General features: G+C 33.1%; 25 protein-coding genes. 8 read left to right on the top strand and 17 right to left on the bottom strand.

From position 1 onward, the window contains the following. Nucleotide 1 precedes the first annotated feature (1 nt). The 5 genes from nhaA to hemA form a co-directional block, all read right to left on the bottom strand. Nucleotides 2-1,291 (bottom strand): Na+/H+ antiporter NhaA, encoded by a 1,290-nt coding sequence (nhaA, locus tag ABJM36_RS06695; protein WP_348450472.1) that lies wholly within the window; start codon nt 1,289-1,291, stop codon nt 2-4. Continuing rightward, a complete protein-coding gene (locus ABJM36_RS06690; RefSeq protein WP_348450470.1) occupies nt 1,284-2,039 on the bottom strand; it encodes an EI24 domain-containing protein in 756 nt (251 codons plus the stop codon). Before ABJM36_RS06690 ends, nhaA begins: the two co-directional genes overlap by 8 nt. Nucleotides 2,040-2,193: 154 nt before the next feature. Beyond that, entirely contained in the window at nt 2,194-3,219 is a 1,026-nt protein-coding gene (gene hemE / locus ABJM36_RS06685; protein WP_348450468.1) for a uroporphyrinogen decarboxylase, read from the bottom strand. Between the two features lie 92 nt (nt 3,220-3,311). Then, on the bottom strand, nt 3,312-4,886 hold the full coding sequence (hemC, locus tag ABJM36_RS06680; RefSeq protein ID WP_348450466.1) for a hydroxymethylbilane synthase: 1,575 nt from the start codon (nt 4,884-4,886) through the stop codon (nt 3,312-3,314). Beyond that, a complete protein-coding gene (gene hemA, locus ABJM36_RS06675) occupies nt 4,879-6,141 on the bottom strand; it encodes a glutamyl-tRNA reductase (RefSeq protein ID WP_348450464.1) in 1,263 nt (420 codons plus the stop codon). Before hemA ends, hemC begins: the two co-directional genes overlap by 8 nt. Nucleotides 6,142-6,330: 189 nt before the next feature. Between hemA and ABJM36_RS06670 the strand changes: the two genes are divergently transcribed. The 6 genes from ABJM36_RS06670 to ABJM36_RS06645 all read left to right on the top strand — a co-directional run bounded on the left by ABJM36_RS06670 (nt 6,331) and on the right by ABJM36_RS06645 (nt 11,969). Further along, nucleotides 6,331-7,230, top strand: a complete 900-nt coding sequence (locus ABJM36_RS06670) for an AraC family transcriptional regulator (RefSeq protein WP_348450462.1) — start codon at nt 6,331-6,333, stop codon at nt 7,228-7,230. 49 nt (nt 7,231-7,279) lie between these two features. Further along, nucleotides 7,280-7,441 carry a hypothetical protein gene (locus ABJM36_RS06665; RefSeq protein WP_348450460.1) on the top strand — a complete coding sequence of 54 codons (162 nt, stop codon included), beginning with the start codon at nt 7,280-7,282 and terminating at the stop codon, nt 7,439-7,441. A 153-nt stretch (nt 7,442-7,594) separates the two neighbouring features. Then, nucleotides 7,595-8,629 carry a ferrochelatase gene (gene hemH / locus ABJM36_RS06660; protein ID WP_348450458.1) on the top strand — a complete coding sequence of 345 codons (1,035 nt, stop codon included), beginning with the start codon at nt 7,595-7,597 and terminating at the stop codon, nt 8,627-8,629. Between the two features lies 1 nt (nt 8,630). Then, entirely contained in the window at nt 8,631-9,179 is a 549-nt protein-coding gene (locus ABJM36_RS06655) for a CopD family protein (protein WP_348450456.1), read from the top strand. Between the two features lie 257 nt (nt 9,180-9,436). Then, nucleotides 9,437-10,924 carry an ATP-binding protein gene (locus ABJM36_RS06650; RefSeq protein WP_348450454.1) on the top strand — a complete coding sequence of 496 codons (1,488 nt, stop codon included), beginning with the start codon at nt 9,437-9,439 and terminating at the stop codon, nt 10,922-10,924. Between the two features lie 262 nt (nt 10,925-11,186). Further along, a complete protein-coding gene (locus tag ABJM36_RS06645; protein WP_348450452.1) occupies nt 11,187-11,969 on the top strand; it encodes an enoyl-CoA hydratase-related protein in 783 nt (260 codons plus the stop codon). 68 nt (nt 11,970-12,037) lie between these two features. Here ABJM36_RS06645 and ABJM36_RS06640 read toward each other — a convergent pair whose 3' ends face one another. The 4 genes from ABJM36_RS06640 to ABJM36_RS06625 all read right to left on the bottom strand — a co-directional run bounded on the left by ABJM36_RS06640 (nt 12,038) and on the right by ABJM36_RS06625 (nt 15,685). Continuing rightward, nucleotides 12,038-12,643, bottom strand: a complete 606-nt coding sequence (locus ABJM36_RS06640) for a hypothetical protein (protein WP_348450450.1) — start codon at nt 12,641-12,643, stop codon at nt 12,038-12,040. Nucleotides 12,644-13,290: 647 nt separating this feature from the next. After that, a complete protein-coding gene (locus tag ABJM36_RS06635) occupies nt 13,291-13,902 on the bottom strand; it encodes a hypothetical protein (RefSeq protein ID WP_348450448.1) in 612 nt (203 codons plus the stop codon). A gap of 297 nt (nt 13,903-14,199) precedes the next feature. Then, nucleotides 14,200-14,793 (bottom strand): hypothetical protein, encoded by a 594-nt coding sequence (locus tag ABJM36_RS06630; RefSeq protein ID WP_348450446.1) that lies wholly within the window; start codon nt 14,791-14,793, stop codon nt 14,200-14,202. A gap of 292 nt (nt 14,794-15,085) precedes the next feature. Next, on the bottom strand, nt 15,086-15,685 hold the full coding sequence (locus ABJM36_RS06625; protein ID WP_348450444.1) for a hypothetical protein: 600 nt from the start codon (nt 15,683-15,685) through the stop codon (nt 15,086-15,088). 204 nt (nt 15,686-15,889) lie between these two features. Between ABJM36_RS06625 and ABJM36_RS06620 the strand changes: the two genes are divergently transcribed. Next, a complete protein-coding gene (locus ABJM36_RS06620) occupies nt 15,890-16,765 on the top strand; it encodes an AraC family transcriptional regulator (protein WP_348450442.1) in 876 nt (291 codons plus the stop codon). An 82-nt stretch (nt 16,766-16,847) separates the two neighbouring features. Here the strand turns inward: ABJM36_RS06620 and ABJM36_RS06615 are convergent, their stop codons facing one another. From ABJM36_RS06615 to ABJM36_RS06590, 6 genes are all read right to left on the bottom strand, one after another. Then, nucleotides 16,848-17,507 (bottom strand): HD domain-containing protein, encoded by a 660-nt coding sequence (locus ABJM36_RS06615; protein ID WP_348450440.1) that lies wholly within the window; start codon nt 17,505-17,507, stop codon nt 16,848-16,850. A gap of 5 nt (nt 17,508-17,512) precedes the next feature. Further along, nucleotides 17,513-17,851, bottom strand: a complete 339-nt coding sequence (locus ABJM36_RS06610) for a n-acetylglutamate synthase (protein WP_348450438.1) — start codon at nt 17,849-17,851, stop codon at nt 17,513-17,515. Nucleotides 17,852-17,871: 20 nt separating this feature from the next. Beyond that, nucleotides 17,872-18,873 (bottom strand): acyl-ACP desaturase, encoded by a 1,002-nt coding sequence (locus ABJM36_RS06605; RefSeq protein ID WP_348450436.1) that lies wholly within the window; start codon nt 18,871-18,873, stop codon nt 17,872-17,874. Between the two features lie 12 nt (nt 18,874-18,885). Next, complete coding sequence (locus ABJM36_RS06600; protein WP_348450434.1) at nt 18,886-19,623, bottom strand: lysophospholipid acyltransferase family protein; 738 nt, start codon at nt 19,621-19,623, stop codon at nt 18,886-18,888. Between the two features lie 24 nt (nt 19,624-19,647). After that, nucleotides 19,648-20,043 (bottom strand): hypothetical protein, encoded by a 396-nt coding sequence (locus ABJM36_RS06595; RefSeq protein WP_348450432.1) that lies wholly within the window; start codon nt 20,041-20,043, stop codon nt 19,648-19,650. Nucleotides 20,044-20,214: 171 nt separating this feature from the next. Then, nucleotides 20,215-20,625: a BrxA/BrxB family bacilliredoxin gene (locus ABJM36_RS06590; protein ID WP_348450430.1), complete on the bottom strand. Its 411-nt coding sequence runs from the start codon at nt 20,623-20,625 to the stop codon at nt 20,215-20,217. A 315-nt stretch (nt 20,626-20,940) separates the two neighbouring features. On the opposite strand from ABJM36_RS06590, the gene ABJM36_RS06585 reads away from it, so the two are divergent. Beyond that, on the top strand, nt 20,941-21,717 hold the full coding sequence (locus tag ABJM36_RS06585) for a TerB family tellurite resistance protein (RefSeq protein WP_348450428.1): 777 nt from the start codon (nt 20,941-20,943) through the stop codon (nt 21,715-21,717). 312 nt (nt 21,718-22,029) lie between these two features. On the opposite strand, the gene ABJM36_RS06580 is transcribed toward ABJM36_RS06585, so the two are convergent. Beyond that, the gene (locus ABJM36_RS06580; RefSeq protein WP_348450426.1) at nt 22,030-24,672 is read right to left on the bottom strand and encodes a sialate O-acetylesterase; all 2,643 of its coding nucleotides are present in this window, start codon (nt 24,670-24,672) and stop codon (nt 22,030-22,032) included. 220 nt (nt 24,673-24,892) lie between these two features. Then, nucleotides 24,893-26,551, bottom strand: a complete 1,659-nt coding sequence (locus ABJM36_RS06575) for a sialate O-acetylesterase (protein WP_348450424.1) — start codon at nt 26,549-26,551, stop codon at nt 24,893-24,895. Nucleotides 26,552-26,664: the final 113 nt, after the last annotated feature.

Below are 26,664 nucleotides of genomic sequence, written 5' to 3'. Positions count from 1 at the left end.
ATTATTTTTTAAAACGTAAAATAATGTAACCTATTAATGCTGCAATAACAGAGCCAATTAAAATACCAATTTTAGCAGAATCTATATATTTTGGACTGTCAACAAAGGCTAAACTTGCAATAAAAATAGCCATTGTGAAACCAATACCAGCTAAAAAGGATACGCCAACAATTTGCTGATTGCTAATATCGGTTGGAATTTCAATAAGTTTTAATTTCCTAGCAATAAAAATAATGGCAGTTATACCAATACTTTTTCCTAGTACTAAACAAATACTAATGTTTATAACTAAGGCCATTTCAATATCCATACCACTGCTAAGTATAACGCCTGAATTAGCCAAAGCAAATAAAGGAATGATAAAATAAGCCACCCAATCGTGTAAACCATGCTCTAGGTGCTGTAGTGGTGATTGGTATTTGTTGGTCCAATCTTCTAAATCGTCAATTTCTTGAATTTGTTCTTTTGATAAAACAGGTTGTTTTGAAATCGAGGCTTGTTTTATATTGTTAGTAATAGTTACTAGATTGTCAATAAACTCTGGTGTTTTAATTTTTTGACGAATTGGAACGGAAAAAGCCAATAAAATTCCAGCTAATGTTGGGTGAATTCCAGATTTTAAAAATAAAGTCCAAATGATGATTCCTAAAAAGATCATTATAAATTTAGAGTAGTACCCTTTATAGGATAATAAGTATAAAACTAGTAACAGTAACAAAGCAATTCCTAATAAACCCAATTGAATATTACTACTGTAAAACAAGGCTATAACGAGAACCGCGCCTAAGTCGTCAACAATAGCAAATGCTGTCAAAAATATTTTAAGACTTAACGGTACTTTGTTTCCAAGCACTTTTAATAGTGCTAAAGAAAACGCAATATCTGTTGCCATTGGAATACCCCAACCTTTAACAGTTTCCGGGTTTTGATTTAAAATAAAAAAGAACAACACAGGAACAATTATACCGCCTAAAGCACCAAACAAGGGGAATGCTATTTTTTTTACGGAATTTAATTCGCCAATAAGAAATTCACGTTTAATTTCTAGACCTATTAGGAAGAAGAAAATAGCCATTAAACCATCGTTTATCCATAAAATAAGTGGTTTGTTTAATTCGAAACTTTCTGTAGTAATACCTACTTTATATTGCCAAAGGGACTGGTAACTTTCAGAAAATGAAGAATTAGCCCAGATGAGAGCCAAAATAGTTGCTAACAATAGTAAAATACCACTAGAACTTTCAATTTTAACAAATTTTTGAAATGGTGATAGTATAATTTTTTTAACCATGAATTTTAGGTGTTTTTAATTGTAAAGCTTCAATCGTGTTTTTTGATGCCGCGGTCACTGATAACGGTAATACTAAAATGACTCCAACTATAGGAATTAGTAAAAATAGTAAAAAGACGATACCATTACCGATAGCTAAACCACGATTTTTTCGAACAAAGAGTAAGCTTTCTTTGTATTGAAAATGGCGTTCTAGGGTGTAATCTATATTTCCGAATCCTGCATAATAGGCTTGCACCATAAAAAGTAAGATGGTTGAAAAGATATTGACTACTGGAATAAATTTTAAGAGTAGAATTGGAATGGTTAATAATAATTCCATCAATAAATTTCTTCCGTTAATTCGAATACCGCGCCAAAGTTGTTGAGTAAAGGATGTGTTTCGATGTGAATGCGGCGCGTTTCCTGTTAAGTGGGCTTCAATTTTCTCGGAAACGGGACTCATAAATGGCGCAGATAACGCCATGATGATGTGTTTAAAAAGGATGAGACCAATAACCACAATTAATAATCCGCCAATAAAATTACTGATTGTAGAGAATGTTTCTTTACCCCAATCCCAAATCCAAATTTTTGATATGAAGGCGCCAACATTGTCAGATAATCCGTAAGCTGAACCAAAAACAATTATGGCTGTTACTAGGCTAATTAGCATAGGGATAGCAAAATATTTCCAAAGTTTTAATTTTGAAATTAAACTATAAGCCCCGAAGTATGCTTTAATTCCTGAAATGATGGTTTTAATCATAACGTTAGTTTTGCGTTAGGGATTGCAGTGGTATCCTTTTTTGCTTCTAAAAGCAAAAAAGATAAAGCGGAGAAAGCCCGACCTACTTTTTAAAACGATAAGTAGATTTTTAAAACCTAATGTTACATAAAAAGTAGGTAACGCCCAATATATTTTAATTTCCGTATTCTTTTACGGCATCGATAAATGCTTTGGCATGATCTAATGGGATGTTTGGTAAAATACCGTGACCAAGGTTTACAATGTATTTATCCTTACCAAATTCGTTAATCATTTGGTGTACCATTTTTTTGATTTCGGCTGGAGGAGAAAATAATCGGGTTGGGTCGAAATTACCCTGTAGCGTAATGTTTCCGCCAGTTAAATAACGTGCATTACGCGCAGAACAGGTCCAGTCTACACCAAGTGCAGAAGCACCAGATTTAGCCATTTCGTCGAGCGCAAACCAACACCCTTTGCCAAAGGCGATAACCGGAGCATCGTCTTTTAAGGCATCGATAATTTGTTGGATATATTGCCATGAAAATTCTTGATAATCGACTGGTGAAAGCATGCCGCCCCAAGAATCGAAAACCTGAACAGCGTTACATCCTGCTTTTACTTTTTCTTTAAGATAAGCAATAGTTGTGTCTGTAATTTTTTGTAGTAATTGGTGAGCTGCAATGGGATTTGTAAAGCAGAATTCTTTGGCTTTATCAAAATTTTTGCTGCCTTGACCTTGTACACAATAGCATAAAATAGTCCATGGCGAACCAGCGAAACCTATTAACGGAATCTCGTCGTTTAGTTTTTCTTTGGTTGCCTTTATGGCTTGGTAAACGTAATCTAAAGCGTCTTTTACATCTGGAACAATTACGTTATCGACGTCTTTTTGTGAGCGGATAGGGTTTGGTAAATACGGGCCAAAATTTGGTTTCATTTGTACCTCAATATTCATGGCTTGAGGAATAACTAGAATATCGCTAAATAAAATAGCAGCATCCATACCGTAACGACGAATAGGTTGTACAGTGATTTCACTTGCTAATTCTGGCGTTTGACAACGTGTAAAGAAATCGTATTTAGCCTTTATTTCCATGAATTCTGGAAGGTAACGACCTGCTTGACGCATCATCCATACTGGTGGACGGTTAACAGTTTCTCCTTTTAATGCTCTTAAAAATAAATCGTTTTTTATCATATCTATTTATATTCTTGCCAAGGCAAGAATCTGTTTAATTGTAACTTAAATTATAGTAAAATGGATTCCTGATTGATCAGGAAAAACAAACATTACACATAATGCTCATTAACCAACTCAATCACACTCTCTACGGTTGGTACTTTTGAAACTCTAACATCTGTAAAATGTTTTTTAGCTTCTTTAGCTGTGGTTTCTCCAATACAAAAAGCAATGACTTCTGTGTTATTTGCTTTAACAAAACTTTCAACGGTTGATGGGCTGTAAAACATGGCAGCTTCCACGGAGTCGTCAATTTTTACACCATCATACTTAGTTTGATACGCTTCTATTTCGTTAACTTTTATATTGTTTTCTTCCAGGATGTTAGGTAAATCGTCTAATCTTAAATCGCTACAGAAGTAAGTGACTTCGGTACCTTCAATATAATCGATTAAATATTCAGCAAGTTTTTTGGCATTCTTTTCGGTGTGCTTTACTTTACCTATTTTATTTTCTACTAAACGTTTGGTTCTTCGGCCAACACAGTAAATGTTTTTGAATTGTAATTCTACTGCCGAGTAGTTTGTCGTTAAAGATTCTACCGCGTTTTTGCTGGTAATCACTACATTTTCGATTTCATTTTTTAATAGTCGTGGCGCAATACGATTCAAACTTATTTTAATAAAATCTGAACTTTCAGCAACTACTTTTTCATGAAACAGTAAACGTTGGTCTTCAGTAAAACTCTTTGTAGAATATACATTTGTTTTTCTGTCTGAATTTTTAATTTTATCCATTAAACGTTTACCACCGCGCTCAATTACAAAATCGGCACAGTACTGGGCCATATCGTTATGTTCACCTAGTTTTTTAACTCTGGTAACGTCTATTCTTTTGGTACCATCTGGACTTAACAATACGCCTTTAAAGTTGATTTCTTCGTCTTTAATGTATGCTAAAGCACCAATTGGAGCTGTACAACCGCCTTCTAGTTTGTTTAGAAACTCGCGCTCTATAGTAGTGCAAATTTCTGTTTCTTCGTGGTTTAATGCTGCACAGGCTTCTTTTGTAAAATCGTCTTCTTCTAAAGCTGTAATCATAATAGCACCTTGCGCAGGAGCAGGAATCATCCAATCTAAATTAATAGCTTCTTCTGGTCTTATTCCAATTCTACCAATACCAGCAGCGGCAAAAATAGCACCGTTCCAGTCGTTATCTTCAAGTTTTTGCAAACGTGAATTTACATTACCACGTAGTTCTGTAATGGTATGTGTTGGAAAACGGTTTAGCCATTGCGCACGGCGACGTAAACTACCTGTTGCAATAACGGCGTCTCTAGATCCTAAAAACTCTTCGTTGTTTTTAAAAACCAATGTATCGTTTACATTACCACGTTTTAAAACGGCAGCTTGTATAATTCCGTTTGGTAAAACTGTTGGCACATCTTTTAAGGAATGCACAGCAATATCGATATCGTTATTCAGCATAGCAATATCTAATGTCCGAGTGAATATACCGGTGATACCAAGTTCATAAAGGGGTTTATCTAAAACTAAATCGCCTGTAGATTTTACAGGTACGAGTTCGGTTTTATGACCAGCTTCTTCGAGTAATTTTTGTACTATTTTGGCTTGCCATAGTGCTAATTCACTATCGCGCGTACCAATTCTTATGGTTTTAGACATTTTTTGTAGACGGTTCTAATTGGAAAACTTTTTTAATAAGTTCCAGGCTTTCATCAGTAGAGACATCATCATCTTTTAAATGATGAGCAAAATGATTAGTGATTTTTTGAATGATGTTATTGCTAATTAATTCGGCTTGCGCTTCATTAAAATCAGCGTTTTTTTTGCGTTGGGTATTTAATTCCGCACTAGCGAAATCCGATAATTTATGTTTTAAAGCTTTAATGGTTGGAGCAAACTTTCTAGTTTCTAGCCAGCCATTAAATTCTGCTTTAACTTCTTCTATAATCGCTTCCGCGGAAGGAATATGTGCTTTTCTAGCCTCTAAGGTTTCATCGGTAATTTGAGATAAATGATCTAAATGTACTAATGATACATTATCTAATTCTTGAACATTTATATTAACATTCTTAGGAATTGATAAATCTAAAATTAAAAGCGGTTTGTTAGTTTGTATAAGGTGTTTATCTATAGTAGGGCGTTGTGCGCCAGTGGCTACTATTAATATATCAGACGTACTAACTTCTTCTTGTAAATTAGCATAATCTTTAACTAATAAATTAAATTTTCCGGCTATTTGTTCTGCCTTATCTTTGGTTCTGTTAATTAAAGTAATGTGCTCATTTTTGGTGTGTTTTACTAAGTTTTCGCAAGTGTTTCTGCCAATTTTTCCTGTTCCGAATAATAATATATTCTTATCTGAAACATTTTCAACATTCTTGAAAATATATTGTACGGAAGCAAATGATACGGATGTAGCACCAGAGGAAATAGCGGTTTCTGTTTTAATGCGTTTACTTGCTTGTATAACAGCATTTACTAAACGCTCAGTAAAATGGTTTAGCAAGCCGAATTTTCTAGATAGTTTAGCGCTAATTTTAAGCTGACTAATTATTTCGAAGTCACCAAGGATTTGACTGTCAAGACCAGAACCAACACGAAACATGTGGGCAATGGCTTCTTTATTTTTAAAAACGTATGCTACTTTTTGAAATTCATCTACAGTGCCTCTTGTATTATCACAAAGCAGTTTTATAAGTTGAAAAGGATGTTGGGCGAAACCATAAATTTCGGTTCGGTTACAAGTTGAAGTAACTACTAAGCTTTCAATAGCATTTTCCTTTGCTTGATTAAGCAACGTAAGCTTAGAGTCATCATCCAAACTAAAATGTCCTCTAATATCTGCATCGGCTTTTTTGTAACTTAAACCTATAGCATAAAAGGAACTACTTTTACTTATATTATATTTCTGCATTGCTGTACCTGAAAATGTGAAGCAAAAATATAGGGATGTATTGTTAAAAAGTAACGCTTAAAGAACTTTTAGTGTCGATTGTGGTTTTTTAACGTTGTTTTATAGTAAAACCTGATAAATGTCATATTTTTGTAATGAATTAGGCGTGTTTTTATGGCTTAATTTAGAACGAATCTAAATAAAACGAATATGAATCAAGAAAAAAATGTCGATAAAAGTATCGCTGAAAGTACTTTTAACGAAACAACTGTTGATGACGGCGTTTTGGTTTTAACTTATAAAAACGACAAGAGTCAACTGCAATCCCTTGCTAAAGAAATAGATAGCGAGTATATTCAATTTCACTTTTGTGTAAAAGGTTCTAGTCAGTTTGTTTTTAACGAAGGACGCTATCGGTTAAATATTCTTGAGGAAAACTCTTTGCTACTTTACAACCCGCAACGCGATCTTCCAATTCATTTAGAGTTAAACCCGAATTCATGGATGGTTTCCATATTAATTTCAATAAAGAAATTTCATGGACTATTTTCGCAAGAAGCCGATTATATTACTTTTTTAAGTGATGATAATAAGGATAAAAAGTATTATAAAGATGGTGTAATTTCGCCTTCTATGGCTATTGTGTTAAATCAATTAATAAATTATAATCTTAACCAATCTATAAAGTCCTTATATTTTAAAGGAAAAGCCTACGAGTTGTTAAGTCTGTATTTTAATAGAAGTGAGGATGCCGATATAGAGCAATGTCCGTTTTTAGTTGATGAAACTAATGTTATAAAAATTAGAAAAGCTAAAGAAATTGTTATTTCGCGCATGGCAGAACCGCCAAGTTTACAGGAGATTGCAGATGAAATTGGTTTAAGTCTTAAAAAGCTTAAAGAAGGGTTTAAGCAGATTTATGGCGACTCGGTTTTTAGTTTTTTATTGGATTATAAAATGGAAGTAGCTCGAAAATTATTAGAGGCTGGAAATGATAATGTAAACGAAGTAGGGCACAAGGTTGGTTATAGTACCTCTAGCCATTTTATAGCTGCTTTTAAAAAGAAATATGGCACCACACCTAAGAAATATGTGATGTCTTTGGGGTAAATTTTTAAATGTAAGCCTTGTTTTGTATTTTAGACTAAGTTAATAAACAATGCCCTTATATACTATGAAATATTTATCTCCAGAAATTGAAGCCTTATCTAAAAATTTAAGTACCGGAAAATCCTTGGCACGTACCAATGTATCTTGCGGTATATTTCAAGATTGCGATTATAATGAGGAAAGACCTAAGTTGTATTTTAAAAGTAAATAAATTTTACTTCACCTAATATTGCTGTACTAACAACTTGATTTAGTAAATGTAATAAGCTATGCTTTAAATTTTAATAACTTTTACCTATAGTATAACAGTTAAAATAATTAAGGTCATATTAAATCATTGCAATTTCTATCGTATTTTTGCAACATGAAAAAAGGAATCTTATTAGTAAATCTTGGTTCGCCTGATAGTCCAAGCCCTAAAGATGTAAAAAAGTATTTAGGTGAGTTTTTAATGGACGAGCGGGTAATTGATATTCCGTTAGTTGCTAGAACCGCACTAGTAAAAGGTATTATATTGAATACGCGCCCAAAACAATCGGCAGCTGCTTATAAAAAAATCTGGTGGGACGAAGGTTCTCCGTTAATTGTGCTGTCTGAAAGACTTCAAAATAAAATACAAAAGCAAGTAAAACAACCTGTTGCATTAGCCATGCGATATGGTAGTATGACTATAAAAAAGGGATTGCAAGAATTGGTCGATAAAGGAGTTGAAGAAGTATTATTATTCCCTTTATACCCACAATTTGCTATGGCAACCACCGAAACGATAACGGTTTTAGCCGAAGAGTTGCGTCAAGAATTTTTTCCAAAATTAAAAATTGAATCTGTTCCAGCTTTTTACAATAAGCCAGATTATATTGAGGTGCTTTCAAACTCTATAAAAAATCATTTAAAAGATAAAAACTACGAGCATTTATTGTTCTCCTACCACGGTGTTCCCGAACGTCATATACGTAAAAGCGATATTACAAAATCCCATTGTAAAATAGATGGAAGCTGTTGTAATACACCGAGTAAAGCACACGAGTTTTGTTACAGGCATCAATGCTTAGAAGTAACTAAATTGGTTGCCGAAAAGCTTAATTTAAAAGAAAACTCATTTTCAACATCCTTTCAATCTCGGTTAGGGTTCGATCCATGGTTGCTGCCTTATACCGATAGAACTATCGAACGATTAGGTAAGCAAGGCATTAAAAACATGGCCATAGTTACACCAGCATTTGTAAGCGACTGTTTAGAAACTTTAGAAGAAATAGCCATGGAAGGCGAAGAGATTTTTCATGAAATGGGTGGAAAAGAGTTTACTACCGTACCTTGTTTAAATGACGATGCTGAGTTTGTAGATTTACTTTCAAAATGGATTAATAATTGGGTAAGCGCACCTGCAAATGCAGTTTAAAATGGAGTATTACCAATACTTAAAAGCCTTTCATGTTATATTTGTAATCACTTGGTTTGCTGGGTTGTTTTATATTCCAAGGCTATTTGTTTATCAAATTGAAGCCTTTTATAAGCCATCGCCCGAAAAAGAAATTTTAGGAAAACAATTAAAGCTTATGGCAAAACGCTTGTGGTTTATAATAACCTGGCCATCTGCCATTTTAACCCTTATTTTTGGTTTAAGTTTATTTGCGTTAAATCCGTTTTTAGTCTATCAGCCATGGATGCAAGTAAAATTAGGTTTTATTATACTGTTGTTTATTTATCACCTAAAAACCCATCAATATTATAAGCAACTCCAAAATGATGTTGTAGAAAAAACATCTAGTTTTATGCGCATCTGGAATGAGGGCGCAACATTTATTCTATTTGCCGTTATCTTTTTAGTTATTTTAAAAAGTGCCATAAATTGGATTTGGGGTGTTGTGGGTATTGTAATTCTTGGTGTGCTAATTATGTTAGGTTTTAAAGTTTATAAAAATATTCGAGATAAAAACCCTGAAGCATAAATAACTGTCATTTCTAGTGCTTTTTATTTTTGTAGAAAATTTTGTATAGAAGTTGGGGCTACCCAAAGGGTCGGGTTTTATTCGGTGATTCCTATTCTAAATTATTCAACTATCGAATATAGATTTTTCACTTCTAGGACTCCCCTTGTTCGAGGAGCTGAAATAAACCGTTACATCTTTAACGCACGGATTAGCTTGCTTCAATTTTTAAATCACCATTAGTTTGTTTTGGTTTGATTATTGCTATATTTAAACCAATGAAATTAAAAAATTTATCCTTAAGAACGCGTATTTTTTTAGCAATGATACTTCTGGTAATCTTTGCGTCTGTGCTTATTTCGGCTGTAGCTATATATCAGTATAATGAGCAAAGTAAAGATTATCATGAAGGGCGATTAGAGCGTAAAGAAGAAAACGTTCAAACGCACATAAAACGTTATTTAAACGGACGCCAAAATACATGGGAAGTTAAAACAGAAAACATACCGTTCATTTTTAAAGAGGAAATTTATAATATTGCAGATATTCATAAACTGCAAATAAATTTATATAATTTAGAAGGTGGTTTGTTAATTTCCTCAAAACCTGGTTTGCAAACCGAGGTTGTAGATAAATGTATCTCTGCGGAAATAATGAATGCCTTAACACAAAGTATAGCTTTTAATAATACTTCAGAAATAGCTCAACATAGGCATGTAGATATTCATAAGGAAAACGGAGAAACCTTTCAATCTTCCTATACATACATTACCGATAATAAGTCCAAAGCTATAGCCATTTTAAATATTCCCTATTTAGAAAAGGATGATTTTCTAGATAAAGAACTGCAAGAGTTTTTAAAACGTTTAGTTTTTGCTTTTATGTTGGTATTGTTAACTGCAATTGCAATTGCTTTTTGGTTATCAAAATATATTACAAAATCTTTAAAAATTATTAGTGATATTATTAACACTACAAGATTAGAGAAGCGCAACGAACGCATAAATGTAGATGATAGTAGCGAAGAAATTTCGGCGCTTGTAACCTCGTATAATAGTATGATAGATGAGCTTGAGGAAAGTGCTATACAACTTGCAAAAAGCGAACGGGAACAAGCATGGCGAGAAATGGCAAAACAAGTAGCCCACGAAATTAAAAACCCGTTAACCCCAATGCGATTAACGGTTCAAAATTTTCAGCGTAAGTTTAATTCAGAAGACGAAAATATTCATTCTAAACTCGATGAGTTTAGTAAAACACTTATTCAGCAAATTGATACTATGAGTTCTATAGCATCGGCATTTTCAAACTTTGCAAAAATGCCAGCACAACAAAATGAAACTCTAAATGTGGTTGAAATTATTAAGCTAGCACTAGATATTTTTAATGAGTATTATATAGAATTCACCTTCGATTCCGAAGAAATTATTGCGAAGTTTGATAGAACACAACTTATACGTGTGGTTACAAATTTGGTTAAAAATGCCATTCAGGCTATGCCAGAAGATCGTACGCCAAAAATTGTAATTCATGTTGCTAAAGATAATGGCAATGTTGTTATTACGGTGTCTGATAATGGTACGGGTGTGGCCGAAGAAAATAAAGATAAAGTATTCGAACCAAAATTTACAACTAAAACAAGTGGTATGGGGCTAGGATTAGCCATGGTGAAAAATATTGTTGAAACCCATAACGGAACCATTTCTTTCGAATCAGAAAAAGATAAAGGAGCAACGTTTAAAGTTAGATTTCCAAAATTTTCGTGAAGCTTATTAGGTTTACTAAAAGACCTTAAATGAGAAATGTTTTTGGTAAGCGTATCTGGAAACCTGAAGTGAGCCATTTTATTTCTATGGCAGACCATCAGATTTTTTTTGATTAGTTTTCTGTAAATTTGAATCTATTAATAGTTAGATATATTGCAAAAATCAACTAGTGATGCATCAGATAAAACTATAATCAGTTATTAGCTTTTACAAACTAGAAACGTTTTAATTATAAAGGCTTAATTGAACTAAAGAGTAAATTATGAGTTATAACAACATCATTTCCAAAGAAAATAATGGTATAACAACCATAACCATTAATCGTCCTAAAAAGCTTAATGCGCTTAATAGGGAGACTATCCAAGAGCTACATGAGGCTTTTAGTGAAGCAGATAGTGATATTGATACTAAGGTTATTATAGTTACAGGGAGCGGAGAAAAAGCCTTTGTGGCTGGAGCCGACATAAGTGAATTCTCAGATTTTGATGTTAATCAAGGCACGGAATTGGCTTCAAAAGGCCAGGAATTACTTTTTAATTTTGTCGAAAATTTATCGACACCAGTTATAGCAGCTGTAAATGGGTTTGCTCTAGGGGGGGGGTTAGAGTTGGCTATGGCGGCCCATTTTAGAGTGGCTAGCCACAACGCTAAATTAGGGCTTCCGGAGGTGTCTCTTGGTGTTATTCCGGGTTATGGTGGTACTCAGCGCTTACCGCAGTTAGTGGGTAAAGGACGTGCTATGGAAATGATTATGACAGGTGGTATGATTGATGCTAATCAAGCGTTAAGTTATGGTTTAGTAAATTATGTAACCACTCAAGATGAATTACTCCCACTTTGCGAAAAAATAGGTGTTAAAATTTCTAAAAATTCAACGGTAGCTATCAGTGCAGCCATACGCGCCATAAATGCTAATTTTAAAGACGGCGTAGATGGGTTTAACGTAGAAATTCAAGAATTTGGAAATTGTTTTGGAACGGATGATTTTGAAGAAGGTACAACAGCTTTTCTTCAAAAACGAAAGGCCGATTTTCCTGGTCGCTAAGGCGGTTTTAAATTAAAAAAGGTGGACTATTTTAGCCCACCTTTATCAACAGTTTCTAAATAAGGTATTTAGATGTTTATTTCTTTAGTGAATACTCTCCCGTCCGAGGTGCATATAATTTTATAGCTGCCATACTTTAAACCTTCAAGCTTGTAAGCCTTTTGTATAGATTTTGTATTTTCAATGTTTTCAGAATACATTAATTTTTCGCCACCATGTCCTAAAAAGTAAATTTTAATATTTAACGGCGCTTCATTTAGCGCTAGTTTTGTTAGTAATAGCAAATTTTCTTTTACTACGAACATGGGTTTGTATATGGTTGTTTCACTTTCCTTATCGAATAGAACCATATTAGAGCTTACGGTAAAAGGTATGGTTCTAATTTCCATGTCTTTATCAAGCTCAAAAATATAATTACCGTCTGGTAAGGCTGTTAAGTCAAATCCTTTTGTGTAATTACCAGATTCTTGGATTAATTCTTTATATAAAACTATACCATTTACATCTTTTACAGAAAGTAAGTTCCCTTGCTTTACATTAAGTAAAGTAAGTGAGGTTCTTTTAGCTTCATTTTTAATGTTAAATAATGAAACATCGTTAGCGAAACTTAACAAGGTAGCAAACATAGTTACCATCAAGATTCCTTTTTTTGAGTTTTTAATTGTGTTTTTCATAATAGGGGTATTAACGTTCAACACAACAAATATACTTGGTGTTTATGTTATATAAAACACTGGAATTGACGAGTTTATGTGTTAGATTACCTATTAATTTTACATTAATATTAGGTAAATTTAATGTAGTCCAGTTTTCAATAAAAAAAGAAAATATTGGGTAATAAAAAAGTGGGCTTAACGGCCCACTTTTAATAAAGTGTTAAGATAGAGTTTTGGTAATTCCTAGGGAGAATCTACTTATTTACTTATTTTAACAAATAGCTTGTTAAATACAATTTCTGCTAGCATCCAATATAATGAGCAATAAATAAAGGTTACTATGAAATATAAGAATAGCCAATCGGTGTTAGAAACAATTTGGAATAAACTTGAAAGTACAACTAAATTGAGGACTATCCATATAGCGTTGAATAAGCTTTTTTTATTCCAGATGTTAACAGCGATCTGTTTTGAAATATAGGAGTTTTGTGTTCCTTGCTGTCTGTTGTAGGCACAATCAGTTTTAATGTGTTCTATTTCAGGACTTGAAGAAAGTTTTTCTTTGTGAATATGATTACAATAGTAGGCTTGAGAAATAAACATAGTGTGTAATTTAAATAAAGTGGGCTGAATAGCCCACTTTTAGTATTTATTTTAGTTAAGGATTAAGATTTTATATATTTAATAAATTCCTTTCCTTCGGATAGAAATACAATTTTGAAAGAACCATAATCTTTGTTTTCTAATTTAAACGTGCGTTCTATGATTTTTGTATTTTCAATGTCTTCAGAAAAAATTAAATCTGATTCATTAGATCCTTTTTCAGTGAAGTAAACCTTAATTTTTAACGGTTTTTCGTCTAAAGAAAGTTTTGATACAAATACAAGATCGCCTTCTACGCGTACACTTGGTTTAAAAACAGTGGTTTCTTTGTCTTTATCAAAATATACTTTTTTCGCTTTAACTGTAAAGGGTATAGTGTTTAATTCTAGGTCTTTATCAAGTTCGAAAACATAAGAGCCATTAGGTAATACTGTTAAATCGAAACCTTTTGTATAGCTTCCAGTTTCTTGAATGACTTCTTTATATAGTGTTATACCAAATGCATCCTTTACAGAAAGTAAGTTACCTTCTTTTACATGTGTTAAGGTTAGTGACGTTTTTTTAGCTTCATTTTTAACATTAAATAATGTAGCTTCATTTGCGAAACTTAATAAGGTAGCAAATAATGTTACCATTAAAATTCCTTTTTTTGAGTTTTTAATTGTGTTTTTCATAATAGGGGTTATTAACGTTCAACACTACAAATATATAGTAGAAAATATTGTTGTAAAACACTGGAATTGATTAATTTATGTGCTAAATTATCTGTTAATTTTGCATCATTTTTAGGTAAATTTAATGTGTCCAAAAGTGCTTAAATGGAAATGGTTTTTAAGATGGATGCTAAAACATTTTAAGCAAAAAAAATGCTATTAAATAGCATGAAGAAAAGAAAGATCTTTTTATAAAAATGAAAGTGGGCCACCACAGCCCACTTTACCAACTAAACTAAACTAAATAAGACATTAAAACTAATTATTAATGAATGTTGTATACTCTTTATTACCAGAGTTTATTTCAATTTTAAAATTTCCTTTTGTTAATTTAAATATTTTTTCGATAGATTGTGTGTTTTCAATCTTCTCAGAGAAACGTAATGTAGATTCATTATCATTAATGGCATAAACATTAATGGTTGTTTCTTTAAGTTCAGGATTTAGTTTTGTTATATAAACCAAATCTTTTTCTTGTTTTACGTATGGCTTAAAGTAAGTAGCCTCATCAGTTTTATCGAAAGTTACTTTGCTAAGAGCAACGGTAAATGGAATGGTATTAATTTCTAAATCTTTTTCAAGTTCAAAAACATATGCACCATCTGGCAATTCGGTTAAATCAAATCCTTTGGTATATAAACCGTTGGTTTTAATTTCTTCTTTATATAAAATAATGCCGTGGTTATCTTTAATAGTTAAAAGGTTACCAGCTTTTACATTTTTTAACACGATAGCTGTTTTTTTAGCTCCTTTATTAATAAGTGAATTAGAGTCTTTAGCGAATCCTATAACCGTAGCTAATAATGCTACCATTAAAATTCCTTTTTTTATGTTTTTAATTGTGTTTTTCATAATTGATATTGTTATTAATTAACACTACAAATATAAAAGGTTATTAGGTGGTGTAAAACATTGGTATTGATTAATTTATGTGCTAAATTAACTGTTAATTTTGCATCATTTTTAGGTTAATATAACACAGGTAAATTGCTTACTAAAATTTTGAAATGAGTTAATGGTTTAAGCCAGAGAAATTTATAAAATGAAGGTGAAAGTTTAGATCTTTTGAGGATATTATAAAACATAAAAAGTGGGCCACCACAGCCCACTTTTACAAACTAAACTAAACTAAATAAGACATTAACTAATTATTAATGAATACTGTATGCTCATTATTTTCTGAGCTTATTTCTATTTTATAATTTCCTTTTTTTAATTTGAATACTTTTTCGATAGTTTGAGTATTCGTAATTTCTTGAGAGAACCGTAATGTTGATTCTGAACCCTCTGCATTAATAGCATAAACATTAATAGTTGTTGCTTTAAGCTCAGGATTAAACTTTGTTATATAAACTAAATCTTGATCTTGTTTTACATAAGGTTTATAATAAGTAGCTTCGGCTGATTTATCGAAATTTACAAAGCTATTTGTTACCTTAAACGGGATGATGTTAATTTCTAAATCTTTTTCAAGTTCAAAAACATATGCACCATTTGGCAATTCAGTTAAATCAAATCCTTTTGTATAAAGACCTTCAGTTTTAATTGCCTCCTTATATAATATGGTCCCTAAGTTATCTTTAATAGTAAGTAGGTTGCCAGCTTTTACGTTTTTTAATACCAATGCTGTTTTTCTAGCTCCTTTTTTAATAAGCGAATTAGAGTCTTTAGCAAATCCAACAACTGTAGCTAATAATGCTACCATTAAGATTCCTTTCTTAGTATTTCTAATTGTGTTTTTCATAATTATGGGGCTCATAATGTTCAACGGTACAAAGGTATGTTAGAAGAAAAGTAATGAAAACATCAATTTTGACTAATTTGTGTGCTAAATTAACTGTTAATATAACGTTAATTCGTTGTTAAGTTAATTTAACACATATTTAAGGTAATTAAATATACAATGTGTGCATAATATATATTAAATTTGCTTTAAATTAATGCTCTCATGATTAAAAAGAAACCTACTTTAGAGAAACTTACCCCAAGTTTTGGAAGTTCAATTTTGGTAAAACAACATTTGAAACAGGCAGATAGACTTAATGCTTTCTGGCATTTTCATCCAGAATTGGAGTTGGTGTACGTAAATAAAGGGCAAGGAAAAACACATATTGGTAACCATTTGTCTTACTTTAATAATAGTCAACTTATATTAATAGGTGCTAATTTACCACATAACGGGTTTTCCGATAGACTTACAGCTAATGGTACTGAGACTATAATACAGTTTAAATCTGATTTTTTAGGTGAAGATTTTCTTAATGTACCTGAAATGGCCAATATTGTGGCGCTTTTTGAACGTGCTAAAAAAGGTATTCGGTTTCAAATTGATACTAAAAAGAAAATTGGACTTAAAATTGAAAAACTATTAGAACACGATGGTTTAAAAAGAGTTTTGAAATTTTTGGAAATTTTAAACTACTTGGCTAAAACGGATGATTACACCTTATTAAATGCCGATGGGTTTGCCTTTGAAGCTGAAGCTCAGGAAAGTGCTAAAATTGGATCTGTATTTAAATATATTCGCGAAAATTTTCAACATCATATTGCTTTAGATGAGATTGCTGATATAGTAAGTATGACGGTTCCTGCTTTTTGTCGTTACTTTAAAAAGGCCACTAGTAAAACATTTACCCAAGTAGTAAATGAGTATCGTGTGGTGCATGCTACAAAATTACTGTCGGAAGAAAGTGAAATGAGTATTGCTGATGTTTGTTTTGAGTGTGGTTTTAACAACTTTTCTCATTTTAATAAGGTATTTAACGATATTACGGGTAAAAGTGCCTCTAGTTACCGAAAAGAGATAAAGTTAATGATCCAGTAGGTAGTATTGTAAATTGGTGTAACCTGTTTTATTTATAGAAAGTAAAGTTTAGGCGTTCCAGATAATTATAGAAAATTAAAAATTACTTTACTCCGTTCCACTCACTAAAAAATTGCTTTAAAAAGTCTAGCATATAGTCATGACGGGCTTGAGCTATTTTTTGTCCTGTTTTAGTATTCATTTTATCTTTTAGTAACAAGAGCTTTTCGTAAAAATGATTTATAGTTGGTGCAGTCGAGTTTTTATATTCTGCTTTGGTCATATTAAGGTTAGGCGCAATATCAGGGTTATATAGTTCTCGGTTTTTAAAACCACCATAATTAAAGCAACGTGCTATACCAATGGCGCCTATGGCATCCAATCGGTCGGCATCTTGAACAACATCTAATTCTGGCGATTTAAAAATTGTCTTATCTGGTGATAAACTAGACTTAAATGATATGTTTTCAATAATGTTTACAACGTGTTCTATGGTTTTGGAATCTATATTAAGGTTAAAAAGAAATTCTCGTGCCTTTTTTGGGCCTATAGTTTCATCGCCATTATGGAATTTGCTGTCTGCAATATCATGAAGTAAAGCGCCTAAAGCGACAATAAAAGTATCTACGGGTTCAGATTTAGCAATTAAAAGGCTGTTTTTATAAACGCGTTCTATATGGAACCAATCATGTCCTCCTTCAGCATTAATTAATTCTTCTTGAACAAAAGTTTTGGTTTTGTTTAAAATTTCTTCTACTGTCATGCCCATTAAATTTCTTCTAGTAGTGAAGTGCCTTTTGATAAGTCGCCAGAAGTCCACTGCCAACTTTCGTAAAGTGTTATTTTTCCGTTTTTATTAATTTTTGGGGTAGAAACACAAATCCCAGTCATTAACAGGCCATTTTTGTTTATTTGATGGTATCTCATATTAATAGTGCCATCACCATCAACCAAACCAATTAAGTGACCTTCAATAATAGTTCCGCCACTATAAGTAGATGATAAAACAGATCCATTTTGTTTATAAACAAAAATTGTAGCAGAAGAGATTTCGCTATTACTAGAACTAGAAACAGCTCTAAAACGTTTGTTGTTATAATCTATCAATGATTAATAAAAACTATTAATTACTTAATAATAGCAGGCTCAACCCATTTAAATTGGAACGAGTTTTCAGGGATTTTCATACGTTCAGATAAGCGATACATTCTCGCAGGAAGCTTCATTAAATAATCTCTAGCCTTTTCAGCTTCATCATTTAATCCTGTAATTTTATCAATTTCCCAACGGGTAATTAGTTTTTGCAAAATATCCACATAATCGTTTGATGTGTAAACACCAATACGCTGTGCAGTATTAGAAAACTCCTCGAAAGCAGAACTCGCTTTACCACCAGATTCTCTTAAAAAGTGAGCAGGCATGGTAATTTTTTGTTTCATCATATAATGAAAAGCCATCATCATTTGGCTTGGGTCTACTTTAAAAATACGCTCCACAAACTCCGAATACGCGTGGTGGTGGCGCATTTCGTCCCCAGAAATAATTTTACACATTTTAGATAAGCGCTTATTGCCATAGTCTTTTGCAATTTTAGCTACACGATTATGCGAAATATAAGTTGCTAATTCTTGAAAACTAGTGTACACAAAGTTTTTATAGGGATCTCTATCTGTACCAATATCAAAACCATCTGTAATTAAGTGATGCGTGGTTTTTTCAATTTCCTTCATGTTCACTCTTCCAGAAAGGTATAAATACTTGTTAAGTACATCGCCATGTCTGTTTTCTTCTCCTGTCCATTGGCGTACCCATTTGCCCCAGCCATTTCCGCCGTTTTCTATCTGGTCTACACCTTCAACATCCATTAACCATGATTCGTAGGTTGGTAGGGCTTCTTCTGTTATCATATCGCCCACTAAAACGACCCAAAAGTCATATGGTAAATCTTTTGCAAGTTCACGAATTTCTCTAACGTCTTCAAAAAAAGCATCGTCTGTAGTTTCAGAATTTGGTAAAAAATCTGATGGTTGCCAGATACTGTCTATTGGAATTAAATACTTTTCCATTAGCGCATCTACGTCTTTTTCCAAAAACTTCATCACCTCTAATCTCTTATTCTTTAAGGACATACTTTACCTTTTTTAATTTTTAATGTGGTTTTTTATTGTCGATTCAACAGTATCGATAAGATCTTGCTTATTAACAAATATAGCTAAATCTATGGGTTTATGTACAGTAAATGTTAGATGATTCCCTAATCCCATCGGGAATTTTCCATATCGAAACATTTTCCATGAGTTATTTATACTAACAGGTACTACTAAAGCCGAAGGTATTTTTTTAAATAAAATTTCTAATCCTTTTCTTTGAAACGGTTTAGGTGTACCGTCCTTACTTCGTGTACCTTCGGGAAAAATAACAGCAGCGTAGTTGTTTTGTTCAATAAACTCGCCAAATTTCATAAGGGCAGGTAAGGATTGCCTTGGGTTTTTTCTGTCTATTAAAGCAGCACCACCATGGCGTAAGTTGTAAGATACACTTGGTATACCTTTACCTAATTCTATTTTGCTTATAAATTTGGGGCTACGCTTACGCATATACCAAGTTAAAGGGTAAATGTCGTGTAAGCTTTGGTGGTTGGCAACAATAATTAACGGGCGGTTAGGTGCAATGTTATGGGGGTTTATAAACGAAAAACGAGTACCTAAAATATTAGCACATCGCATAAGGCTAAACTGTAAAGCATACACACTTTTTTGGTGTATTTTTTTACCAAAAACATTAAAACAAATCCACTGAATAGGATGAAACACAACTAGTGTTAATCCAAAAAATAGATAGTAGATCACCGATATGGGGTAGGATAATAGTTTTAACATAGCCCAAAAATAATAAACTATGTTTTAGAATATAGCAACACACCCATTATTTTCGCAAATTATAGAAGTTGGCGGGTTAGCAACAGTACAATCAGAAATAATGCCCCATGTCTCATTATATAGTGATTCTTTTCTATTGTAATTCTCAATCATTTTTTCAAGTGCCCTTGTATCAATGGATGTAGAGTAAATTAAATAGCTCCAAGGACCTCCGCATGGTTTACTTCCAAAGGCGGTAAATTTACACTCAAAACCATCGCCGCAAGTAGAGGTGCTCGCCAAATCTTCAATTTCAGTCTTTAAAGCAGCTAATTGTTCTTGTTCATCTTCTTGAGATAAACCCATATCTTCATCACATTGTGCAGAAAATAATAACAAACAAAACATAACTAGAACACGTATTGAAAACGGCTTTTTCATCTTTTTGAAATTTATTTACTAGATGTTAAAATTTTAAAATGGTTGCGTGTAAAACTTAAAAACCACGATAAAATCGTGGTTTTTAATATAATTGACCTGGTGAGTAGCCTTATGTTTTATTCTGTATAAATTGAAACATATTTTCAGGCTTTGCCCAGTTTGGCGAAACGTTTAACAATGATCGTTGTAAGCATCAACAAGGTTTTCTGCAATTAATTCTGCAGGACGACCTTCAATATGGTGACGCTCTAACATGTGTACCAATTCGCCATCTTTAAATAATGCCATACAAGGTGAACTTGGAGGAAACGGAACCATGTGGCCACGAGCTGCATCAACAGCCTCTTTGTCAACACCTGCAAAAACCGTTACGATATGGTCTGGTTTTTTAGCGTTGTCTAAACTCTTTGTAGCACCTGGACGTGCATTTGCTGCTGCGCAACCACAAACCGAATTTACAACCACTAATGTTGTTCCTTCTTTAGCTAAGGCAGCATCAACAGCCTCGGCAGTATGTAATTCTTCAAAACCTACTTTGGTTAAATCCTCACGCATTGGTTTTACTAATTCTGCTGGATACATATTTTTAAATTTTTTATTTGATAATTAATATTTGTGCAAAGTTAATCAAAAATCGTGCAATTACTATTTGGGCGTTCCCTTAAAACGCTTATGGCGTTATAAGGTCAGGCTATCCACTGTATCTTTTTTATTTTTAATGCCTTTTGTGTATTAATCAAGTTCTTAAATTATAGCAAATTAGCATATATAAATGAGCTTTATAGGTCACAAAAAAGGATGCCGTTTCTATCCTTAACGCGTTAGAAGTGTAACAAAACAGCTAAATATTCCACTAACAATGTTATATTTAGGTCGTATTAAAAATAAAATAATTACATGAGTTTTTCAAAATGGATAGGCGCCTCTATTGGCTGGTCGTTTGGTGGTCCCATTGGGGCAATAATTGGTTTGGCATTAGGCAGTGTTGTAGATGCTATGGCAGATGGTAACGGTGGTTCGCTTTTAGGAGATAGACAAACCAAAAGCCAAGGCCGAACTACCTATAGAACACAACCCAGGCAACGTCCGCAAACCCAATCGGGAGATTTTGAAGTAAGTTTACTCATTTTAGCTTCGGTAATTATTAAAGCCGATGGAAAACAAGACCAAAAAGAATTGGATTTTGTGCGTCAGCAGTTTTTAAACATGTATGGCAAGGATCGTGCAAATCAAGCTTTTAAATTATTTAAAAATATAAGTAAGCAAAATGTATCGCTTAGGCCAGTATGTTTGCAAATTAGGCAAATGATGGATCACCCATCGCGTTTGCAACTTATGCATTTTTTGTTTGGCATAGCAAAAGCCGATGGTGTGGTAACCGAAGATGAGGTTAAACAAATTTATACCATAGCCGGTTATTTAGGTATTAGCTCGCGCGATTACGAAAGTATTAAAGCTATGTTTTATAATAGTAGTGATAATGCCTATAAGGTTTTAGAAATAACAAAAAGTGCTACGGTCGATGAGATTAAAAAAGCTTACCGAAAAATGGCTAAAAAGTACCACCCAGATAAAGTGATTCATTTGGGCAAAGAGCATCAAGAAGGTGCCGAAGAAAAATTTAGACAAGTACAAGCGGCATACGAGCAAATTCAAAAGGAGCGTGGGTTTTAAAATTTCTTTTTAGGCAGACATCTCATTCAATTGGTTTGCAAGGTAACTAGAAGCAATAATAGCTATTGTTGGAAATGATATTAATTCATCCATAAATTTATTGTGGGTAAATTGTATGAGTTGGCGTTTATAGGTTTATAGAGGGCATCAATGACTTCTTTTAACACAAATGTCAAAATGTACTATTTCAGATTTTCAAAAGGTTACTCTTAAACATGAGGGGTTAATGAAAAGCGACTTAAAACAAAAACACCTCGTTATAATTTTAACGAGGTGAGATTTTTTATGGTGTTCTTATAAAACAGAGTAATATTACTTTTTTACAAGAAGCTTTGTAGTGGCTTTATTTCCATTTTGTATAACTAAGACATACGTGCCACTTTGCAAGTTCGAAACATTAAGTTTACTAGCCGTTTTATTTATGCTTTCAGTTCTTAAATGAACCCCTGTTAAACTAAACAGACTTACATTATTAATAATTAAATTACTTTTAATTACTAATTCGTTTTCTACAGGGTTTGTAAAAAACAAGTTAGTTGTCACCTTTACTGGTTCATCTACTGTTACCGCTGTTTCTTTTTTTGTTGCTGTGTTTTTTGATGCTGGAGTTGAACTGGAACAACCTGTAATTTTTACATCATCAATATAGATTAAATCCGAATTTGCAGAGGCATCCATTTTAAATCGTAAATATGTATTTGTAGGAAATGGCCCTTGAATTGTTATACTTTCAAAGTAACGTGTGCCGTTTACAAACTCATCGTTTGCATCCCAATCTCCTACGGTTTCAAAACTTCCACCACCATCTGTTGAGATCTGTAACCAAAAGTCTTCTCCAGCTTCTACTTGATCTGCTATAAAGTTAAAATCTATGGTAATTTCTGTGTATGTCGATAAATTTAGAGCATCTGTTGTTGTTACAGAGGTACTAGTATTGTCCCTTAAACGAACAGAACTTCCTGTTCCTCCATTTGAAAATAAGGCATCATTTGAGCTTCTTCTGCAGTCTGAACCTCCATCATTCCAGATCCCCCAACTTGAATTGAAGTTGTTTTCATCTATTAAAACATTGCATGTATTCGCTTCTTCTGTAACGATAACGTTAAAGCTACACGATGCCGTATTTCCTTCAACATCAGTAACAACAAAAGTATTGGTAGTAGTTCCAATCGGAAATAATTCACCAGAGGCTAAACCTTCAGTTTGTACTGTTGTGGCTCCAGGAGAATTATCAGTTCCTACAGGTGTTTCATAAGTTACAATAGCCCCATCTGCTCCGGCATCGTTTGTTTGACTTATATCTGCTATACATTCAATAGATGGATTTGTATTATATACTAATTGTAAAATTTTTGAAGCATATCGCTCACCTAAAATGCGTTGTGCAGCAGAATCAAAGTGTGTTAAATCTGTAGTTTGTAAAGAATCGGATTCTGCATAATCGGTATTGTTTACTAAACTAGGTAAAGTTTCAATATTTGCGTTAAACGTTTCATTGTCTGTTCTTTCCATGCTTAATTGACCTGCGATAAAAGGTAAGTCTGAAATACCTAAATCTGATCTTAAATCAGAAATTAAATTAGATAATTTGGTCAAATAATTTGAATCATTTCTGTTTGATTCGCCTTGATGCCACAAAATACCTTTTAGGGTAGTATTAGGTATGGCTAATGCTAAATTAATTTGAGAAATAGCGGCTGCATAGTATCCTGCGGAAGCACCTTTTGCCCAATCATTTATATTAGTGCCTCCTCTAGCATTAACCACTAGTCCAATTTGGTTGCCAGTTTGCTCGTTTAATGTGCGGCCAAATGTATAAGAGAAATTTAATCCTTGAGTTTGATTTTCATTATAAATGGTAGAATATCTGTTTAAACCTCCTAAGCCTGCGCCAGTAGTAGGGTGAATATCGTTGGTGTTAACAGCAGTTTCCCAAGTTGAACCGTTAAATAAATCAACGCCATTTAATGCTACCATGTCTTCTGCTTCAATGGCTCCTCTGCCAGCTGTATTAGATTGACCTATTACTAAAAACACGTCTCTTTGTGGATTTGTCCCTTCATTAACTGTAAGCGTCATACTTGAGGTTTTATTTCCGTCTTCTGTTGTTACTGTCACTGTTGTTACTCCTGCGGAAACTCCTGTTACTAATCCTGTACTGTTTACGCTAGCAATACTGTTGTTAGATGATGACCATGAAACTGTTTGATTCGAAGCGTTGCTTGGGCTTATCGTTGCTAATAGTTGTTGAGTGCCATTAATATCTATTGTTGCACTTGTTGGAGATACTGATACGCCTGTTACTGCTACGTCTCCACCGCCATTACTGGTAAGAGTGCCTTCTATTTGTATATATGGAATATATTGAGCTGAATTTTCCTTACTGTAAATAAAAACAGTTTTTTTTATGGTATTATCATCTTTTAAACCAATTGAAAATGTTTTATCTGATGAGCTAAAATCATTTGTTACTGCTGAGGTTACGTCTAGCTCTACCCACGAATAAGAGGTTGTTAGTCCTATGGCTCCTATGTTTGTGTTGAATAAAGGGGCGTTATTCCAAGTTACTGAATTTTCAGACCAGGTATCAGTATCTACACTATATGCATTAACATCCATTGCTACTTGGGCCTTTGCATAAAAAAATATTTTTGCTGATGTAATGGTTTCGTAGGCACTTAAATCAAACTTCATTAAAGATTCACGCACAAAGTCATTGTTGGTTGTTGATTTTATGTTTAATTCGGGGCTTATTCCAAAATTATCATTGGCAGAGCTGCCGGCTCTCACATAAGTATCTTCTGATACTTGTATGTTACTTGTGTTAAAGACGTCTTCAATAGAATTAATTGATTTTGTTTTTAAATAATCGTTTGTGGGCATGTGGTTAGATGCTCCAACAAATAATAAGCTAAAAACAAGTGCAAGTTGAAATAAAAAATACTTTTTTTTCATAATAAAATAATTGTTTTGGGTGGTTAAAATATAAGCGGGAGAGAAGAGGCTTATAGTTATTAATAATTGTAAAGGACTTATTTACTGTAAGGTTAGTTAGTTAGTTAGTTAGTTAGTTAGTTAGTTAGTTAGTTCGGTGTTACCATTTTGTACAATGTTATAGTAAAAACTCCAAGAAAACACTTGGAGTTTATACTATTTTGAATAAAATTCCACTAATTTATTTTTTTACTATTAGTTTTGAAGTTTTTTTATTGTGGTTTTCAAAAACTACTATATAAGTTCCAGGCATTAAGTTGGTGACATTTATTGTACCTGAAGTACTATTTATGTCCTTTGTTTTTAATTGCTGACCTGTAATAGTATGAATACTTACATTCTTAATAATAGCATCACTAGATATTATTAATTCATCATTTACAGGATTTGTTATTTTAATTGAAGCTAAGCTATCTTTTCCTTCCAATTTATTATTACTCAAGGTTGGAGGAACAGAGGTGTCTATATAACTTACAAGTATGTAGGCTCCAAGCCCAGTGTCTTCTTTAGAGCTAAATTTAAATTGAGGACTTCCGTCGGTATCCGACATTAACCCCAATGCAATAGTAGAGGATCCTAAATCATATTCATCTTTAATAAATTCGGTTAAATCGGCTCCACCATGAATAAGTTCATCAACATCTAAATCACCATCAGCATCGGCAGAATCTATATTAAACGTTGTTGTACTTGAACTTAGTAGATTTAAAAAGCTAGGTGCGCTATTAAAGGTTACTTCGCTTTCATTCCAACCTGTAGTAATATCATAAAAATTAATATCAACAGGTCCGTTATCTACATCACCATTCATTATTAAACTAGCGTCTACAATTAAACGATTTGATGTTCCAGTTATAGCGCTTACATCAAATTCTAGTAAGCCTCTTCGTGTATTACTTGCATTAGTAGAAGTTTCTTTAACACGTATTAAAGAGTCATCTAAAGGTTCTTGAGCAATATCAGCATTTGTTCCACCACGTGTAAATGCATCTTGAGTAACATCAATTTTTTGATTTTCAACATAAGTATAGCCGTATATCATTTTTAAAACTTTTGCAGCGTAACGGTAGCCCAAAACGCGTTGTCCATTTGCGTTAAAGTGTGTTCTATCTAGTGTTTGTAAACCATCAGATGTTACGTAATCTGTATAAGGAATATAAGCAGGATCGCCAGAATCTGCTATTGTTTTAATAATAGTATTAAAAGTTCCGTTATCAGTCCTTTGCTTACTTATTTGGCCTACAATCACTGGTAAATCTGGTATTCCTAAATCTGTTCTAAAATTGTTTATCATTCCTTCTAGTCTAGATAAATAGGAGCCTGTTGAATTTCTATTACCTTCACCTTGATGCCATAATATTCCTTTTAGGTTAGAGCCGCCTATTGCTAAAGCAGCATTTATTCTAGAAAGCGCTGCAGCATAATAGCCTTCTGTAGCTCCTTTTTCCCATTCCGTAATCTTTGATCCACCTATGGCATTTACCACTAGGCCTATTTGGTTGCCAGTAACTTCATTTAACATGCGTCCAAAGGTATAAGCATAATTTAGCCCTTGAGGTTGATTGGTGTTTCGCACCGTTGAGTATCTGTTAAATCCACCATCACTTGTGCCCTTGTCAGGATGAATTGCATTTGTGTTTTCGGCAGGCTCCCACGTAGTAGCATTAAATAAATCAACACCCGTTAAAGGGGTCATGTCTTGAGCTTCAATAGTGCCTCTACCTGATGTATTTGACTGGCCAATTACTAAATAAATATCGCGTTGTGCTGTTACTAAAATTGGAATTAGTAATAAACAAAAAGTGAAGGCCATTTGAAATGGAGAGTAGTTTTTTTTCATTGTATGGAATGTTTTAGATGGGTGTTTCGAATAATTATTTTGGTGAAAATAGGTTGTTTAGAAAAGATAATAAAGGATTTTATTGTGTTTTTTACGTTTAAATGTTGTTTTTG

Source organism: Algibacter sp., assembly GCF_039977455.1.
Lineage (GTDB): Bacteria > Bacteroidota > Bacteroidia > Flavobacteriales > Flavobacteriaceae > Algibacter_B.
The sequence above is the reverse complement of the archived record's forward strand: the minus strand, read 5'-3'. Positions and strand labels throughout refer to the sequence as shown.